The sequence below is a fragment of the Wolbachia endosymbiont of Aedes aegypti genome (assembly GCF_021496215.1).
In the GTDB taxonomy this organism is placed as follows: domain Bacteria; phylum Pseudomonadota; class Alphaproteobacteria; order Rickettsiales; family Anaplasmataceae; genus Wolbachia; species Wolbachia pipientis.
Genome location: NZ_CP090902.1, coordinates 988705 through 1007580, shown reverse-complemented (window position 1 = coordinate 1007580; position 18876 = coordinate 988705). Strand labels below are relative to the sequence as shown.

The following is an 18876-nucleotide window of genomic DNA, read 5'->3' as shown; positions in this document are numbered from 1 at the left end:
ATGGAAAAGTATGTAGTCCTTATACTGTCCTACATACTCGGTTCAATACCGTTTAGCTTAATCATTACAAGAATAAAAGGGATAAACTTAAGAGAAGTAGGTTCAGGAAACATTGGTGCTACAAACGTTGCAAGGACGGGAAATAAATTTCTTGCTGCTTTGGCATTATTTCTGGATTCCTTTAAGGGATTTATTGCCGTTTATATAGCACAACAATTTTGTGATAATAACGATTTTTATATATATGTATCTGCAATTTTAGCAGTTTTAGGACACATGTTTCCTATTTGGCTAAAATTCAGTGGAGGAAAGGGCGTTGCAACCACTCTAGGGATACTGATAGCATTTAACATCGATATTACTTTAGTATTCGTAATAATTTGGATAATAGTCTTTCTTGCCTTTAGATACTCTTCCCTTGCTTCACTCAGTGCTACTTCAACGGCTGTAGCATGGTCCTTTTTTTTTCAGAGGAATTTGTTCTTAACATTACTAATTATAGGAGCACTGGTCTTCCTAAAACACCACAGAAATATTGTGAATCTTCTGCAAGGTAAAGAGTATAAATTTTATAGATAATGTACTGCCAAATTATTGACACTTAAACTACGAGACAAATTGCTTGACGGTATGATTTTGTCCTCTTTGTTTAAGTCTATGATTTTTGCTTTTGTTATATTCTCTACTTCTTGAGGTGTTAAAAGACCATCTTCAATGAATTCCTTTTTTGTTTCTCTTATTTTTTCATAAAGTTGAGTAACGTGATCTTTATTTCCTTCATATACACTTTCAATTTCTAACTCTAGCTTATGTGAAGCTCCTTTTTTTAACATTTCATCCATTGCTGCTTTTGTTACTTTTAACCTTTCTTGCAAAATTTTCTTTATTTTTTCCTTATCATTTTCGTTATTTTTACTGAGTTCTACATATACCCTATAACATCTTTTTTCTCTTGGGAGCATTCTTAACCCATCTAACATGCTAATTATCTGACCTTCAATAGTCTTCTCAGCCTTTAATTTAAATTCTGCTACTTCTTCTTCTATTATCTTATTAGCTATTCTCTTAGCTCCATCCAAAGATGAATCCTTGAGAGAAAAATCTGTCTCGAGTAGATCTCGATTTAATAGCTCTAAGAATACTTTTTTTCCGATGTTTTCGAGTAAACTTTCTTGGTCATCTAAATCATGCTCCTGCAGTTTATTTCTCATGTGCTGAACCAGCTCACAACATTGTAATTTATTTAACTTTATAGAGCTAATATTTTTCATTAACGTCAGCACAATTTGTTCACTATATTGAGAAGTAATACTCAATAATTTTCTCATTAAAGGAATACTTACTTCTGAAATAAAATCATCAACTATTTTTTGACTTTCATCGTCTTCATAACCATTTTGAACGCCATACCAAGCCTTAAGAATTTCTTTATTGTTTTTCTTGTTTTTTAACCTGTCTAACATAAACTCACGTGCTTTATTTTGTGCTTCTGAGAGCAACATTTCCCTTGGGGGAGTAAATCTAATTTCTGGATCAGGATGAATACCCTCTAGCGTGCTTAACATTCTATAGATAATACCGGTGAAGCAAGTGTTAGGAATTCGCTCTTTTCTAGAGAAAGTTTGGCTATCAATTAAATTAGAAATCAATGCATCCTTTTTACTCTTAACGGCTTCTCCGTCTCCATCATTGCAAGCCCTTAAAACTAAAAGCAGAACCTGCCCACCTGTAAAGCCGGAGCTATGCTTTTGATCATCTTTGCAAAAGTCATCTAAAAATGCAATTACTCTTCCTTTATCCTCATCACTAAACTCATATGAATTGTTTATATATCCAATGAATTGAATATATTCATCATTTTTGATTACGTCTTCAGGTACTTGTTCACTATACTTACCTTTTAATTTATCAATATTTTTAATGATATCATCATTTAATTGATGGGGCAGTAAATGTTCAAGCTTAACATCAAAACTATTAACCATACCACGTAAATTCTCTTTTATACTTTCCAAAAAGAAATTTATAGAAGCTTTAAGCAGCGTAAATGGGTTAAAATCTTTTGGCCTTAGTTCACTCTGCAATAAAATTAATAGCATTGTAAGTGGTATAGTTCCCAGTAACGAAATAAGCAAGAAAGTGGTAGTGAAAGTTAGATATGTTATGAAAGCAGAAAACAAGAGGAAGGCTGCTACCTTGATTGTATTGTTTTTAAAAAATATTTCCCAATATTCCCTTTTGCTCATTTTTTGCTGTTTTGCCGTTTTTATTTCTTTGTAGATATAAAGAGTTTTAATTTCAGACCTGAAGAACATAGTACCAAGAGAAAAAAGAACATTAACAGGATTAGTGATAATGCTTAACGAGACAAAAGCTCCAAAGTAGCTAACAAATTTTAGCTTACTAGAATCCTTTGAAGGAAATTGTATTTGAGAAATACCTATCATAGCTTACCTTCAACATCATTACACTCTAGTAATAGCATAATAATTTAAAACGTCAATGTTTAAGTATCTTATTATCCGCACACTCATCGTATTCGATCTCGACTGTAGAGTGTGCTATCTCGAACTTATCTAGCAATATTTTTTTTATTTCATATAAAACATTGGTGTGCTGCACATTTTGCTTTATTTTAGCATGCATGGTAATTATAAAATAATTATCAGACAGCGACCATGTATGTATGTGGTGCACATCTATCACTTCAGGTAATTCTGATGTGATCTTACTTTTTATCTCTTCAGCAGATATACCCTCAGGCGTACCTTCAAGGAGTATATGGCAAGAATTTTTGAGAATTTTATAGCCGCTATTTAGAATTACCACACTAACAAATACTGATAAGATTGGATCTACTATTTGCCATCCAGTAAGCATGATAATTATAGATGCAAGTATAGCAGCTACAGAACCTAAAATATCTCCTATAACGTGTAGTACAGCACTTTTTATGTTTATATTGCTCTCGCATTTACTATGTAATATAAAAAAGACTATTATGTTAGAGACAAGACCGAGTGTAGCAATTATTAACATTACTTTCCACTCAACATTGACTGGAAAAATAAACCTCTTTATTGACTCAATTATAATGATTACTGCAATGAGGAATAGAGTTAAACCATTAACAAATGCTGCAATTATCTGCAACCGATGATATCCGTATGATCTCTGCAAATCGGATTTCTTAGCTGAAAACCTATGTGCTAACCAGCTTAAAACCAAGGCAAAGAGGTCAGTGAGCATATGCCCTGCATCTGATAATAGAGCAAGCGAATGTGAAATTATTCCACCTACTATTTCCATAAACATTGTTATCGCAACTATTATTATGGAATAGATTAAGCGCTTGGACTGCGCTGCTGAGTGTTTACCGTTATGCACTGCTGTCATATAAAATCTTTTCATAAACAAAAACGTGGGTAACACTGGGTTCGAACCAGCGACCGCTTGCACGTCAAGCAAGTGCTCTACCAACTGAGCTAATTACCCATCGTGGTTTTAGTATAGTGCTTTGGTGGAATGAAAGTCAATAAACCACTTTGCTTTTGTCCTTGTCCAATGTGATTCCGGAATATAGCTGTATAGAATTTCAGCCATATTCTAAATTTTACATATTAAGTTAACTATCTATACTTTATTTATTAAGATATAAATCATATTAATACAGGGATTTACGTTTTTTTTAGGGAAATTACTTTATGCTTGATATTGAAAAATCAGCAAATTAGAGGTTAAAATTATGACAATTAGTCAACAAGTAAATAAAAATATAACTAAAGCAGAATATTTCAACAATAACGGCAAAGGGTTTAATTCGCCACATGTTATAGAAGTTGAAGATTTAAATATTAAAGTAGAGGTTTATTCTCACAATTTAAGAGCAAGTAAAGTTGCTAACATTGAAAGTGAGATAAGAGAAACAGCTACTAATTTTAAAAACGCATTCGAGTTAGAACGCGGCAGTTCAGAACAAACATTTAAAATTTACATGTTTGATGACAAGGATGATTACACTCACCTTGGCGGAAGCGAGCGTTTCGGTTCTTACCTTGGAGACGAAGGTGGTAAATGTTACTACAAAGGGAAAGCTGACGTTTTTGCTGAAATGTACGTCTACCAGCAAGGTGGCATTCATAACCTTCAGCATGAATTTGCACATGGTTTAACTTACTTGGCTACAGGAGGCAAATCTTTACCTACAGTATTAATGGAAGGAATTGCAGACTACTTTGAGCATCATTCAGATCATAAATTCAATTCTCAAGGATCAAGTATCGACAAAACTGAAGCTGCAAATTTGGATTTAGATAAAATTTTAAGTTTAGAATACTCAAAGGACAGCGAAGCAAATAGCTTGGTTTATAAAACAGGTCATGCGTTGATAATGTACTTACAGGAAAAAGATCCTAGTTTATTAAGAGACTACCTAGATGCTTTACGTCAAGGTAACTCAGATGAGTCAAAAAGTTTCTTGAAAGACATAAAAGGACACGATACTGACTTCAAAAGTTGGCTTGCTGAGAATGATACAGAAACTGCAATGGAACATCTCAACGCTTTGCAAGTTACAAAAGGAGATTTCATAGCAATTGGTCAAGAAATAGTGGGTGGAGAAATTAAAAACGTATCCTACTATAAAGCAAATATAGAAAAAATGGATGGAGAAAACGTTGGAAGTTTTTCTCCTGTAGAACACGTTGCATTTTATGATGTTGCTCGTGCTATAAATAGGGCAACAAATGATACACTTGATATATCAAAGGAATATCATTTCCTCAAGGTAGTAAAAACTTCCGATGGACAGGATAAACTAACTTACTCTGACCAACAAGGTAATGAGTACCGAAACAGTCTAGAGTATAAAAATCAGGCTTTTAGAATGCTATCAAAGTATGATGAAAATTTAAAGAAAGCTTATGATGATGCATTAAAAAATCTGGATGAGCAGAGGCAAATGGAATATCCCAAGATAAATAAAGAATATAGCGAAGGGAAGATTTCTTACGAAGAGTATTCAGATAAATATTATTCAATTCCCTCCAAATATGAGGAATTAAAAAGTACCTTACTTGATAAAACCATAAACACTGGCTTAGAACAAGTAAAAGCGACTAAGAACATCGACGTAGAAAAGATGTTAGGAGAGATGATCAACATCGATTCAAACTTGATAAGAGGTACAAATCATATTGATCTACAAGAAGGTAAGATTTTTTCTATGCAAGCTCATGGTCAAGGAGATATGGGTGCACTGTCTATATATGACGGAAATACAAAGCTTGGAGAATTATTGAGCGAATCAGGATTTTTTAAGCAAGTTGAAGGCCAAACTAAAGAAACTTTCGTTTTTGAGGATATATTGCACAACTTAAATGTTTCATACGAAGGCGGTGCTTACATGGCAGTTACAAAAGAAAATGGTCATTATAAAGCTTCCCTAATAGATGGCAGAACAGTTGAACGCGATGAATACTTTGATGAAGCGCATTTACATGAAAATGAATTGTTGCATCCTAGCACTGGACACATCCAAAAAGATTTAGATTCTCTGCTTCTTAGAGGTACCAAAATTTTGAATCATCAGGATTCAGAACATGCACAATATTCTGATGAGCAAAAGGCAAATGGAGTAATCGTGGAAAAAGGAAAATTACTGAATAATAAGGGAACAGATAGGACAGACGATGATGTATATGAAGCTGTCGTAAAGCAAGGAGACGAGCGCTTACATGAATTTAAAAATATGGGCTTTTATATTACCGAGAAAGGTGATCTATTTATTCATGACCATGGAGCAAACGTAAGGTTTCAACTACCACAAAGTATTACTCACCTAAAATTAGTGGAAAAAGATGGAGCATATAAGCTTGTTCCGGTGACGAAAGATGGGAATGAACATCCAGTAGGTATGCCAAATATATCAGACGAATATAGATATATAGATCCAATATTTGCACATGAATATGAAAAGAGAGATTATTCCCATAAACATGTAAATGTGGGCCTTATAAACTTAGAGAAATATGGCTCTGGCAAACTTTTTGCTATAAAGTACGACCCAAATGATTATCACATACAAAGAAACTCCAGCGGTGAAATAGTTAGAATAAAAGATCAAACATATTTCACTAAAGTAAAATTGTTTGATGGTGATGAAGAAATTGGAATGTTGTCTAATAACTTTCACAATTTCAAAGGGAAAATATTCTTTTCTGCTGACTACAACTACAGTTATAACGATTTCCTAGCATCTGTTTCTCCTCAAGTTGAAATTGAAGATATGGGAAATGGAAGTAAAAAAATAACTTTTGATCAAGGCAGTGGCGATATCGGTGATACTAATAGAGGCTACACGGACTATCAGAGAATATTTACAAAAGAGAAACAAACCGAAAGTCCAAAAGGGCAAGTAAGTGAAACTAAGACAGAAGTTCATAGTACTACTAATGTTGTTGCACAAGCTGCTGAAGAGAAAACTGCATCAAACGACAATAGTGAAATGCAGTCTGATCAGCCACAAATTCCAACAAGGGCAAAAAGGTCAGCTTCAGTGGAGGAGAAAGAGCAAGAACAGGTAGTATTAAAAGACACAATTCTCAAAATAGAAAAGAGCTACGAGCAGGACTCAGAAGGGAAGCATAAGGCAAATGTAACGATAAATTATAATGATGTGAAAGCCTTGTATGATAGAGCGGAAGGAGCAGAAAAGCAATCTGTGTTAGATTTTTGGAACAAACTGCACACATCAGATTATAAGGTTGGTGCTTTGCCGGAAGACAAATACTATTTTGAAAAAGGCAAATTCGTAATCCACGATAGTGGCACAAAGAAGCTTATAGTGTTACCTGAAGATAAGGTGTCCATCAAGATAATGAAGGATGGTGATAGTTATAGTTTAGCTATATCAAGTGGTAATGGCAAAGTAATAAACAGCATTAGTAAAATAGATAATCCAAATTACGAATTGCTGTCAGATTCAAGTCATTTCAATTCAGGGGAGCAAGATAATATTGTATTATCAGATCAACATCACGAATATAATCTTTATCTAGAGAATGGTTTTGTGAAAATGTTCGATTGCGCAAGCGATCACATTTATCACGACCACAACTCGGCCTATATCTAATACATACAAGGAGGGCAGTGCCCTCTTCTTGTCATTCCAGTGTCAAGCACTGCCGTCTTGGATGGAAACCAGCGTCACGCCATGGAATGACAGGGTTTGTCATCCGAGTAGCCCCTTCGGTGTCATCCCAGTGCCCAGACACTGGGATGGCTTTGTTGCATCGCTACTTATGAAAGGCTAACTATAATTAGGATTATAAGCAACCTATTGAAAATCTTGTTTTTTTGCAATCAATCTGATCAAATTTAAGAATAGTAATTTATTATTTATATTAATAAATTTAATTCTATTGAAAATAGCTAAAGCATTGAAATTCTTGAATTTTAGCCGGATTAGTGAGTGGTAGTGAAATTTCTTTTACTCAAATTTAGGTATTCACTGACCGTTCTTGTTATAAATACCAGAATAATAAGCTACTGATATTCTCCACCTTTTTTATCTTTAATCCATCATAGCTAGCGATGCAACAAAGCCCACTGGGATCCAGAAAACTTAACTTTAAATAAGTGGCTGCATAATAAAGGCTGGATTCCAGACTGGAATGACATCATCTGCTACACACTTGAATGACAAGAGAAGAATTCTGAAACAACAAGTTTCAAGGAAATCTTATGTAAAATCTAACATTAACGAAAATTATACTATTTTCATGCATGCTATGGTTTTTGTAATTAATGGAGGGTGATATGGCGTTGAGTGAAAAATTGAGTACAATAGAAAACCTTGCAACTAACAAAAATTTTTTAGGAAAATTGATAGTGGAACTCAATAAAGGTGCTAATGATAAAGGTATATATACTAAAAAAGGTGTGGATGATGAGTTGAGAAAGAAAGCTAATACTGCAGATGTTTACACTAAAAGAAATGTAAATGATGAGTTGGCAAAAAAAGCTGACAAGAATTACGTCGATGCTGAGCTAGGAGAGAAAGCTGGTGCAGCTGATCTAGCCAACAAAGCTAATACTGCAGATGTTTACACTAAAACTGATGCAGACACTGCTTTTGTCAAAGCTACAGAGCTTAAAACAAAAGCTGCAGCGAAAGATGTCGTGGATGCTATAATTGCTTCTACTGATTTTACCGATAAAGTATACACTAAAAATGATGCAGATACTGCGTTTGTTAAAACTGCAGATCTTGCAACAAAAGTTGCAAAAAAAGCTGTTGTGGATGCTTTAATACCAGAATTAGCAAAAGGTGATGATGATAATGGTATCTATACTAAAAAAGGTGTTGATGATGCATTTGTTAAAACTTTAGGACTTACAGATACGCTAAAAACAGAAGTAGTAAAACAGCCTGTTGTGGATGCTTTAATACCAGAATTAGCAAAAGGTGATGATGATAATGGTATCTATACTAAAAAAGGTGTTGATGACACGTTTCTTAAAACTGCAGATCTTGGAACAAAAGTTGCAGAAAAAGCTGTTGTGGATGCTTTAATACCAGAATTAGCAAAAGGTGCTGATGATAATGGTATCTATACCAAAAAAGGTGTTGATGATGCATTTGTTAAAACTTTAGGACTTACAGATACGCTAAAAACAGAAGTAGTAAAACAGCCTGTTGTGGATGCTATAACTGCTTCTCCTGATTTTACAAATAAGGTATATATTAAAGCTGCTCCAGCCGATGAAGTTTACACTAAAACTGCTGCAGAGACTGCTTTTGTTAAAGCTACAGAGCTTAAAACAAAAGCTGCAGCGAAAGATGTCGTGAATGCTATATTTGATGCAAAAGACGGCGACAAATCAATTTTAGTGGATAAATTAGGAGGATTTCTTGATGCTACTGACACAGCGTATGGTGACAAAAATGATCAAACAGCAAAGGTGTTCTTAGGAGGTAAAGGGCTAAAAGGGGAGACAGGAGCCACTGGTCCTAAAGGAGCAGATGGTAAAGATGGAGCTCAAGGCCCACAAGGGGAGACAGGAGCAGATGGTAAAAGTCCAACAGCTGCTGAAATAGCTACTGAGAAAGCCTTACAAGAGCATGTAACAAAGATAAGCATACAAAGTCCAGAATTTAAAAGAGCTGTGCAAGAGGAAATGTCACAACCGTATTTTGAGCCTCCAACAAGTGATGATGCTGCACTTAATTGGACTTGGTAATACAGCTTAGATCCAAGTAGTCACGCTACTTGGATGACGTCATATGGTCCTCTGATGACGGAAAAAGGACTCGGATAACACCCTACAATGTCATTCCAGCGCGTGACGCTGGAATGGCTTTGTTGCATCGCTACTTATGAAAGGCTAACTATAGTTAGAATTATAAGCAACCTATTGAAAATCTTGTTTTTTTGCAATCAATCTGATCAAATTTAAGAATAGTAATTTATTATTTATATTAATAAATTTAATTCTATTGAAAATAGCTAAAGCATTGAAATTCTTGAATTTTAGCCAGATTAGTGAGTGGTAGTGAAATTTCTTTTACTCAAATTTAGGTATTCACTGACCGTTCTTATTATAAATACCAGAATAATAAGCTACTGATATTCTCCATCTTTTTTATCTTTAATCCATCATAGCTAGCGATGCAACAAAGCCCGCTAGAATCCAGCCTTTTCATAATCATTAAAATGTTGTATTTTAACATAAAACGGCTACTTTTATGCTTACTAACTTAATAAAATTCCTGGATCCCAGTGTCTGGGCACTGGGATGACACCCTACTAGCAGAAGTTACTCTCAAATGTTTGTTCATGTTAGCTACAAACATTAAGAAATTTACCAAACGAAAAAAAGGCAAAAGAAGCCCCAGTCATTGTCTATTTTCAGTATTGGCGTTTTTTAAGTCTTAAACACTGCAATTTAGCTGCTTTTAAATGCAACTCATCTTAGTTTAAATGTTTAAGAAATTTACTAAGCAGAAAAAAAGGCAAAAGAAATCCCGTATTAGCTAGTTGTCATTCTCTAATCCTGCAAATTGGCGTGCTATACTGTCTTAAACGCTTTATAAGCGCGTTTCAGCTTATATAGGTAAAAACCCAGAAATGTTGTGAAGACGTAGGGTGCGCATAGTGCAAAAAATTAAAAATAAGACGCCAATTACGTAATACTGTTGTCGTTTAATCTGCACAGATTGAAGATAAATGAATACCTTCAGTTTCATGATAAGAGGGCTGGCGAAGGGTGTCAAGTAAGTTTTTTCGTTTCTACCAGCTACTTGGATGACACCACATAAATTAATAAATAGGAAAATTACTACAAATCCTTTCAACTTTAGCTTTTACTGCTTTTTCGACACTTGAGCTATTTCCGCTGATTAATCCTTGAATTACTTCATTTATTAGACCAGCTATCTCTTTAAAATTTTCTGCCTCAAGTCCGCGTGTTGTCTCAGCAGCGGTGCCAAAACGGAGCCCTGAAGTGATGGTCGGCTTTGCTGTATCAAATGGTACAGAGTTTTTATTACAGGTAATACCGGCTCTCTCAAGGCTATCTACAACGTCTTTTCCAGTTAATTTCTGCGATCTTAAGTCAACTAGCACTATATGAGAGTCAGTGCCACCGGTTATAATGTCAAGTCCATGCTTTTGCAATTCTTGAGCCAGCACTTTCGCATTTTCCACGACTTTCTTGCTATAAGTCTTAAACTCTGGTGCTAATGCTTCTTTAAATGCAACAGCTTTTGCAGCTATCACATGCATAAGTGGCCCGCCCTGCAATCCTGGAAAAACTGCGGATTGAATTTTTTTGTGTAATGCTTCATCATTGGTCATCACTATTCCACCACGAGGACCACGCAAAGTTTTGTGAGTCGTGGAAGTCATAACATGTGCATATTCAGCAGGGGATGGATATTCGCCCGCTGCAATAAGCCCTGCATAGTGAGCAATGTCTGCAAGCAAATAAGCACCAACTTTATCTGCAATCTCGCGAAAGCGTTTGAAGTCCATTTTTCTTGGATAAGCAGAAGCACCAGCTATGATCAATTTCGGTTTATGCTCCAGCGCCAGCTTTTCTATCTCATCCATATTGAGCAGATAAGTGTCTTTATTCACTGTATATTGAATTGACTTAAACCATTTACCAGAAAGGCTTGGTGCCGCACCATGAGTTAGATGCCCACCGCAACTCAGTGATAATCCAAGTATTGTATCGCCTGGAGTAAGCAGTGAAGCAAATACCGCCTGGTTTGCCTGAGAACCAGAATGAGGTTGAACGTTTGCAAATTTAACACCAAACAACTTACAAAGTCTTTCTATAGCCAGACTTTCAATTTTGTCCACATGCTCACAACCACAGTAATATCTTTTACCTGGATAACCTTCTGCGTATTTATTAGTCAGAAAAGAGCCTTGTGCCTCCATTACCGCTTTGCTTGCAAAATTTTCTGATGCAATTAATTGCAATTGTGATTTTTGGCGTTGTAATTCTTTTTCTATAGACTGATAAACCTCGTTATCAAAAGACTTTAAACTATTTTTAGAGCCACAGATTTTTTTTAAAACACTCATCATAGATCAAACCTCGCTTTAATTTTAAGATGCACAAGCAATTTTAAGACTGCTTATCCTGCTTTTTTAACCATAAGAGCCCAAAAACAGCTATCAGCAAACATACAGGAATAATAGATGTTGCTTTTATCAGCAATTCAGCACTATACACAGGATTTCCTTGTATCACTGTCCTATCCCAACACAAATCTATTATTTTTGCGATCCCAGTGTGAAAAAAATAGCCAAAAACCATGACTATCATATTTGACACAGCTGTAGTTAATCCTATTAAGTTATTATTTACATAACTTAATGCTTTGTACAGTGTTACTATTTGATATCCAGAAGCGAAACCTATAACAAGAAGTGCAGGCAATACAATATACAATCCTCCAGCCTGTGTAAAAAGTAAAAGGAAACTAGCAATCATTGCAAAGGAACAGACAATAATAACTTCATAATGTCTATTTGGATATTTTTCTAATATGTGAGCAAAAGAGAGCAATCCAGTTGCAAATCCTACATATATAACAGAAGAAATTGAAGACGCTAGATCACCGGCCATTTGATATACCTCACATAAAAAAGCTTTTGTCCAAGCATCAGCAAAACCTTCTAGTGGACCTACCATTAAGCCACCAAAAAAACTAATTAGAATGATATATTTATTGAAAAGCACAGTTTTTAGATCCTTCATGCTAATTTTTTCTTTTCGAAAGTCGTAAGCATTGTAAGGAATAACTAAAAATAAAGATAAAGCGAGTAAGAAACCAAACCCTGAAAGAATATAAATTACGTAATTCCAACCAAACTCATCAAGCAAAAGTTCTATTGGTAGACCACCATATGTTGCCCCTAATAGCCCTATAATAACAGATATGCTTGCCATTTTTGCTGATTTTTCTCGCGGAAAATACATACTGGCAACTTTAAATACTCCTATTACTGACGCAGACGAGCCAATCCCAACAATTATTCTACCTAATACTGAATAATACCACTCATCAAAGCACACAAGAGGTAATGTTCCAATAGATACCAAGACAGCACAAATAGGTAAAACAATTTTTGGACCGAATCTATCAAAACAAAGACCAACAGGGATATGAACTAGTGTAAATCCCACATAGTAGAGACCATTAAATTGCCCTAAATCTGCAATGCTTATATTAAATTTTGTTATTAATACAGGCGCAATTATGTTTGGCATGACACGTAACACATACTGGTATGCATAGAAAAGAGATACTATCAACCATACAAAAAAATTACTTTTCGACATACCTACCACCTAATAAAACCCAATTACAATTAAAACAAAAATATCAAAGTAAAATAAAGTATTATATTTCATAATAACAAGAGCCTTAAATTAGTACATCTAACGATTTTATCATACGAGCCTTCGATAAATTATCTACTTATTACAATCAACTTCTCTAAAATCTTTATTTTTTAACCATAAGAGCCCAAAAACAGCCACCAGCAAACATACAGGAATAACTGATGTTGCTTTTATCAGCAATTCAGCACCATACACAGGATTTCCTTGTATTATTGTTCTATCCCAACACAAATCTACTATTTTTGCGATCCCAGTGTGAAAAAAATAGCCAAAAACCATAACTATCATGTTTGACACAGCTGTAGCCAGGCCTACTAAGTTATTATTTACATAACTTATCGCTTTGTAAATGGTAACCACCTGATATCCAGATGTGAAGCCAATAATAAAAAGCGTAGGTAATACAACATACAAGCCACCAATCTGAGTAAAAAGCAAAAGAAAACTAGCGATCATTGCAAATGAGCATGCAATTATTACTTCATAATGCTTATTTTTATATTTTTCCAATAAATAAGCCAAAGAGAATGATCCTGTTAACATTCCTATCAATATTACGGAAGAGAGAGAAGATGCCAAGTCTTCATTCATTTTATATACTTCAAAAAAGAATGCTTTCACCCAACCATCGGCAAAACCTTGCATTGGACCGACCATGAGTCCACCAAAAAAGCTAATTAGAATAATATGCTTGTTGAAAAGTATGTTTTTTAAGTCTCTAATGCTAACTTTTTCCTGTTGAGCATTGCTTTCAGGCGTTACTAAGAACAGCAACAGAGCAAGTAAACACCCAAATGCTGAGAATGTATAGATAACATAATTCCAGCCAAATTTATCGAGTAAGAAGTCTAAAGGTAACCCGCCACATATCCCTCCCAAAATTCCTATAATTATAGATAAGCTGGCCATTCTTGCTGATTTTTCTTGCGCAAAATACATGCTTGCAACTTTAAAGATTCCAATTGCCGAAGCGGATGACCCAATTCCCACAATTATTCTTCCAATTATTGAATAACTCCACTCATCAAAGCATATAAGCGGTAGTGTTCCGGTAAATGTCAAAACGGTACAAGCAGGTAAAACAAACTTTGGTCCAAATCTATCAAGGAAAAGACCAATAGGTATATGAGCTAGCGTATAGCCTACATAGTATAACCCACCAAACTGGCCAACATCTGCAATACTTATGTTAAATTTTGTTATTAATTCAGGCGCAATTATGTTTGGAATTACGCGTAATATATATTGGTATGCATAAAACAGTGACGTCAACAACCAGATTAAAAAATTCCTCTGCAACATGAATCTCAGCTGAAATTTAGGATTATAGATACTTTAGTTATAAAAAACAATACTATATTAATCATCTAAATCTGCTTAGCTCTTTTTACAGCTTATAACTTTAAGTAACCAAAAGCCTATCATTCCTATTAGTAGGCATATAGGTATTATTAACATAGACTTAACCATTACATCAGTTCCATAAAATGGCTTTCCATCGATAATTTCACCGTTCCAATAAAAATTCATTATATTTGCAATAATGACGTGAAAAAAATAACCAAAACTCATAACTATGGAATTACCTACAGATCCTGCACTTGCTACTGCTTCGTTTTTTACACAACTTACAACTTTAGCAGTAAAAACAATTTGGTATGCAGAAGCAAGACCAATAATGAATAGTAATATACATGCCAGGAGTTCACTAATATTGCATATAAAAAGTAATAAGAACACAATTATCATGGCCATAGCACAAGAAATTATTATTTCATAGTGCTTGGTTGGATTTTTTGCTAATATGTAAGGAAGTAATAAATGCCCAAAGCCAAAGCCTATTAGTATCCATTTTGAAATGCTATATGCAATGTGTCTATCTATAGCGTAATCTCATGCAAGAATGTTGCGGACCACGCATCTGCAAAGCCTTCTAATGGTCCAACCATAAAACCGCCAAACAAACCTATCAATAAAATATCTTTATTAAATATAACTTTGCTTAAATTTTTAATATTTAATTCTTCGTCTGAGGTGCCAACTTTAGGTATAGATATAAAGGTAGTTAAAGCAAGCAATAATCCAAGCATTATACACACAGTAAATAAATAATCCCACCCAAACTTATCAAGTAAGACATGTAATGGTTTGGTGGCAAATACACCACCTGAAATGCCAATAATAACCGATATGCTGAACATCATGGCAAATTTTTCTCTATGGTAATAGATTCTTATTATTTTAAAGAGTCCAAGTACTGAAGCAGAGGATCCAATACCAGTAATTATTCTTCCAATAATAGAATAACTCCAATCATTAGAACTGACTAAAGGTAAAGCACCTAAAGATGTTAATGCAATACAAATCGGTATAACAACTTTAGAACCAAATCTATCTAAAAGAATACCTACAGGAATATGTGCTAACACATAACCTACATAATACAGTCCACAAAATTGTCCTATTTCTGTTGTTCCTATATTAAACCTTACTACCAATTCAGGAATTATAATATTTGGAATTACGCGTAATATATATTGGTATGCATAAAACAGTGACGCCAACAACCAGATTAAAAATTCCTCTGCAATACTTTACCCCAAAGCTAGCATTATAGATACTCTGTTTATAGAAAACAATATTTTTATGAATACTTATTTTAATTTACCGGAATTTTATACAGTTGAACTCATAGCCAACATAAGTAGTTTATGCATTAACTAAATTTTCCAGGTTCAAGTTTGGATGATGGAAAAAGTTCACTTTTTCTATTTTTAAAAGAGACCTTTTATTTTACTTATAATTTTTTCTACCATATCTACAACTGGCTCATGAATAAGGTATATGAAAAAAATTACACCACAAATGATAAGTATATTTATGATTTTACCCTTATTCATCTTTATCTTGAGCTTCACTTTTGTTACAAGATCCATTTTATTTATGTTTTTATTTCATGCTGACAATTATATCTTAAATACCATAATTTTCAGTAAAATTTGACTTCAGAAGTATTCTATTAATTCAATATTAACCTTTTTATGTGTAAAATAGTTAATATAATATTAAAGCAGGCTGATGAATATAAGCACGATAGATAATACGCTGCAAAATTACATAACAAAATACATTGAACAAACATTCGCTACACACGTGCTAGGCAATAGATACGACAAATTGTATAGGAAACTTCTAAGTGGTATAGAAGAGATAATAAAGCTTGCTGTAAATGAAGCAAAACACTACGATGAAAATTTAGAAGATCTATATAACGATTCAAGATTTAATAAGAAATTTATTCAAGCTGTTGCTAAACATCAGGTGTCGGAATTTTTAAATACTTATCCGAAAAGAAAAGAAATTGTTGCAGAATTTTACAATGAACATCACATTAACGAAAGTGATTTAAAGACTCTGGAAAAGGGGAAAGATTTAGTAAATAAAATAAATAACATTAACTTACTGCAACAAAATGAAAAAAATGAGGAATTCAATATTAGAAAGACACTTGCTCAATCAATAAAAATGCCTTCCATAGAAAAACACAAGTTAGAACATTCAAAATAACCTTGGCGAAGTATGGCAAAATATACAACTTATGGATAGTCTATTTCATTTTAACTCCTGGCACGCTTTAGTAATACTATCACATCCAATTTCTAATTGTTCCTGAGAGGTTGCATAAGAAATTCTGATAAAATTTTCTAGACCAAATGCAATTCCTGGAACCACAGCAACCAAATGATCTCCCAGTAAGTATTCAGTAAAATCTAAATCATTATTTATTATCTTACCACTTTTTGTGCTTTTACTGAGCAATCCTTCACATGAGACAAATAAATAAAACGCACCTTGTGGAACAGACGCTGATAATCCCGGGGCAGAATTTAGCTCTTTCACCATAAAATCTCTACGACTCTTAAAAATCCTTGTTCTTTCTTTCAAAAAACTATGATCACCGTTTAATGCTGCTGCTGCTGCTGCTTGTGCTATCGAATTTGGATTAGAAGTGCTTTGAGACTGCAGCGTAGAGATAGCTTTTACCACATCACTTCTACCTGCAATATACCCTATTCTCCAGCCTGTCATTGCATAGGCTTTTGATACTCCATTGACTACAAAAACTCTATCATAAAGCTTCGGCTCAACCTGAGCGATAGTAAAAAACTTTTCGTCGTATATTATATGCTCATAAATATCATCTGTAACGACATTCATATGTGGATATTCAAGCAATATTTGTGCTATGTCTTTCAATTCATCACATGTGTACACAGCTCCTGCAGGGTTGTTCGGTGAGTTAAGAATTAACCATTTAGTTTTTTTAGTTATCCTGCTTTTCAATAATTCCACTGTCAGTTTAAAATTTTGTTTGCATTCTACTACAACTGGCAAGCCGCCAAAAAGACTTACCATATCAACATATGAAACCCAATAAGGAGCTGGAATAATAACTTCATCTCCAGAGTTAATTGTTGCCATGAACAAATTGAATAACACCTGCTTAGCACCTGTACCAACACAGATTTGGTTAAGCGTGTACTCGAGGTTATTATCCTTTCTTAACTTATTAATTATTGCTTCTTTCAGCTCACGCGTTCCATCAACAGCAGTATATTTAGTCTTACCTTCACTTATTGCTTGAATAGCTGCTTTTTTTATATGATCTGGAGTATCAAAATCCGGTTCTCCTGCAGCTAAAACACAGATCTTTTTTCCTTCATTTTTCAACTTATTTGCCTTATCAGTTACAGCAATCGTAGGTGATGGTTTTATTAGGGACATTCTTTTTGCAAGGTCTGACATATCTTACTGAAGCTAAATTCAAATGATAAACCCCGTACAACAAAAAAGCTAGAATTTTGTGTATTGTATTAGTAGCTTTTTACCAGGTTTACCAATGCAGCAATATTTTCAACTGGAGTATCAGGGAGTACTCCATGTCCGAGATTAAATATGAAGGGTAAATCTCTAAAGCAATCTATTATACGTTTTGCTTCTTTGATTGCTTCCGTTTTATTATAGGCTAAAAGATTAGGATCAAGGTTTCCTTGTAGAGGGATGTTTAGATTCGCTTTCGCCCATTTTATTGGAACATTATAATCTATACTTACTGCAGATACACCTGTTTGTTCGCAGTAATCTTTATAAAGATTTCCAGCAGACCTTGGAAAACCTATTATTGGAAAATCAGAAAATCTATCCTTTATTGCCAAGATAATTCTCTTTGTTGGTTCGATAACATATTCTTTAAACAATGGTTCCGATAACGCACCAGCATTACTGTCAAATAGCTGAATAACATCTGCTCCAAATTCTATCTGTTTAATTAGATAAATAATCGTTACTTCCGTTATTCGTTCAATTATTTCCTTCAAACACGAAGGATAAAAATTTAATACTTTGGAAAAAGTTTTGCTGCTCCTACCTTCTATGATGTATGAGGCTACTGTCCATGGTCCACCAGCAAATCCTATGAGAGATTTTTCTTTTGGTAATTGGCTTCTGACTTTTTTTATAGCGTTTAGAATTGGTAAGGTTTTAGTTTCAATTTCTTGTGGACCCTTCAATTCCTTAGGACTTTCCACGGGTTTTATTATTGGACCTACACCGCGTACGAAATTCACGTCACAACCCAAAACATCAGCTATTATTAAAATGTCTGAAAAAATTATCGCCGCATCCATGTCAAATCTTGTCACCGGCTGTAACGTCAATTCTGTCACTAAATCTGTGTTGTAGCATATCTCCATAAAATTATTCATATTTTCTACTGCTTTGCGGTACTCAGGAAGAGACCTGCCAGCCTGACGCATTAGCCAGATAGGCACTCTTCCACCCGGCTCATTTCTCTTAATAATTTTCGCTATTGTTGTTTTGCCGCTTTCCAATCTATTCTATTTATTCTTTTGTATATTAAAGTATAGTAGTAATAATAGTTCTATCAATAAC

The 18876-nt window shown here is 34.3% G+C and carries 15 protein-coding genes and 1 tRNA gene; 6 read left to right on the top strand and 10 right to left on the bottom strand.

Annotated features, from left to right (window positions below):
* Window positions 1-579 carry a glycerol-3-phosphate 1-O-acyltransferase PlsY gene (plsY, locus tag L0Z58_RS05180; protein ID WP_010963004.1) on the top strand — a complete coding sequence of 193 codons (579 nt, stop codon included), beginning with the start codon at window positions 1-3 and terminating at the stop codon, window positions 577-579.
* Here plsY and L0Z58_RS05175 read toward each other — a convergent pair.
* From L0Z58_RS05175 to L0Z58_RS05165, 3 genes are all read right to left on the bottom strand, one after another.
* Window positions 570-2447 (bottom strand): hypothetical protein, encoded by a 1878-nt coding sequence (locus L0Z58_RS05175; protein ID WP_103412445.1) that lies wholly within the window; start codon window positions 2445-2447, stop codon window positions 570-572. The genes plsY and L0Z58_RS05175 overlap by 10 nt on opposite strands.
* A gap of 52 nt (window positions 2448-2499) precedes the next feature.
* Window positions 2500-3396: a cation diffusion facilitator family transporter gene (locus L0Z58_RS05170; RefSeq protein ID WP_010963001.1), complete on the bottom strand. Its 897-nt coding sequence runs from the start codon at window positions 3394-3396 to the stop codon at window positions 2500-2502.
* Window positions 3397-3422: 26 nt separating this feature from the next.
* Window positions 3423-3495 (bottom strand) — tRNA-Val (locus L0Z58_RS05165).
* A gap of 250 nt (window positions 3496-3745) precedes the next feature.
* On the opposite strand from L0Z58_RS05165, the gene L0Z58_RS05160 reads away from it, so the two are divergent.
* The 4 genes from L0Z58_RS05160 to L0Z58_RS05145 all read left to right on the top strand — a co-directional run bounded on the left by L0Z58_RS05160 (window position 3746) and on the right by L0Z58_RS05145 (window position 9243).
* Entirely contained in the window at window positions 3746-7132 is a 3387-nt protein-coding gene (locus tag L0Z58_RS05160; RefSeq protein WP_010963000.1) for a peptidase M2, read from the top strand.
* Window positions 7133-7149: 17 nt separating this feature from the next.
* Window positions 7150-7305 (top strand): hypothetical protein, encoded by a 156-nt coding sequence (locus L0Z58_RS05155; protein ID WP_155975178.1) that lies wholly within the window; start codon window positions 7150-7152, stop codon window positions 7303-7305.
* 368 nt (window positions 7306-7673) lie between these two features.
* Window positions 7674-7817, top strand: coding sequence for a hypothetical protein (locus tag L0Z58_RS05150; RefSeq protein WP_174517021.1), 144 nt, complete (start codon window positions 7674-7676; stop codon window positions 7815-7817).
* Between the two features lies 1 nt (window position 7818).
* The gene (locus L0Z58_RS05145; RefSeq protein ID WP_010962999.1) at window positions 7819-9243 is read left to right on the top strand and encodes a collagen-like triple helix repeat-containing protein; all 1425 of its coding nucleotides are present in this window, start codon (window positions 7819-7821) and stop codon (window positions 9241-9243) included.
* A gap of 1079 nt (window positions 9244-10322) precedes the next feature.
* On the opposite strand, the gene glyA is transcribed toward L0Z58_RS05145, so the two are convergent.
* The 5 genes from glyA to L0Z58_RS07120 all read right to left on the bottom strand — a co-directional run bounded on the left by glyA (window position 10323) and on the right by L0Z58_RS07120 (window position 15488).
* Complete coding sequence (glyA, locus tag L0Z58_RS05140) at window positions 10323-11600, bottom strand: serine hydroxymethyltransferase (protein WP_010962995.1); 1278 nt, start codon at window positions 11598-11600, stop codon at window positions 10323-10325.
* 40 nt (window positions 11601-11640) lie between these two features.
* Window positions 11641-12861 (bottom strand): MFS transporter, encoded by a 1221-nt coding sequence (locus tag L0Z58_RS05135; RefSeq protein ID WP_010962994.1) that lies wholly within the window; start codon window positions 12859-12861, stop codon window positions 11641-11643.
* Window positions 12862-12996: 135 nt separating this feature from the next.
* Entirely contained in the window at window positions 12997-14226 is a 1230-nt protein-coding gene (locus tag L0Z58_RS05130; RefSeq protein WP_010962993.1) for an MFS transporter, read from the bottom strand.
* A gap of 75 nt (window positions 14227-14301) precedes the next feature.
* Entirely contained in the window at window positions 14302-14664 is a 363-nt protein-coding gene (locus L0Z58_RS07125) for a hypothetical protein (protein WP_275019521.1), read from the bottom strand.
* Window positions 14665-14804: 140 nt separating this feature from the next.
* The gene (locus L0Z58_RS07120; protein WP_010082011.1) at window positions 14805-15488 is read right to left on the bottom strand and encodes an MFS transporter; all 684 of its coding nucleotides are present in this window, start codon (window positions 15486-15488) and stop codon (window positions 14805-14807) included.
* Window positions 15489-16002: 514 nt separating this feature from the next.
* On the opposite strand from L0Z58_RS07120, the gene L0Z58_RS05120 reads away from it, so the two are divergent.
* Window positions 16003-16491, top strand: coding sequence for a hypothetical protein (locus tag L0Z58_RS05120; protein ID WP_006280043.1), 489 nt, complete (start codon window positions 16003-16005; stop codon window positions 16489-16491).
* 45 nt (window positions 16492-16536) lie between these two features.
* Here L0Z58_RS05120 and L0Z58_RS05115 read toward each other — a convergent pair whose 3' ends face one another.
* Together L0Z58_RS05115 and hemE are read right to left on the bottom strand one after the other, a co-directional pair.
* Entirely contained in the window at window positions 16537-17730 is a 1194-nt protein-coding gene (locus L0Z58_RS05115; protein WP_010962992.1) for a pyridoxal phosphate-dependent aminotransferase, read from the bottom strand.
* A gap of 68 nt (window positions 17731-17798) precedes the next feature.
* Window positions 17799-18815: a uroporphyrinogen decarboxylase gene (gene hemE / locus L0Z58_RS05110; RefSeq protein ID WP_010082013.1), complete on the bottom strand. Its 1017-nt coding sequence runs from the start codon at window positions 18813-18815 to the stop codon at window positions 17799-17801.
* Window positions 18816-18876 lie beyond the last annotated feature (61 nt).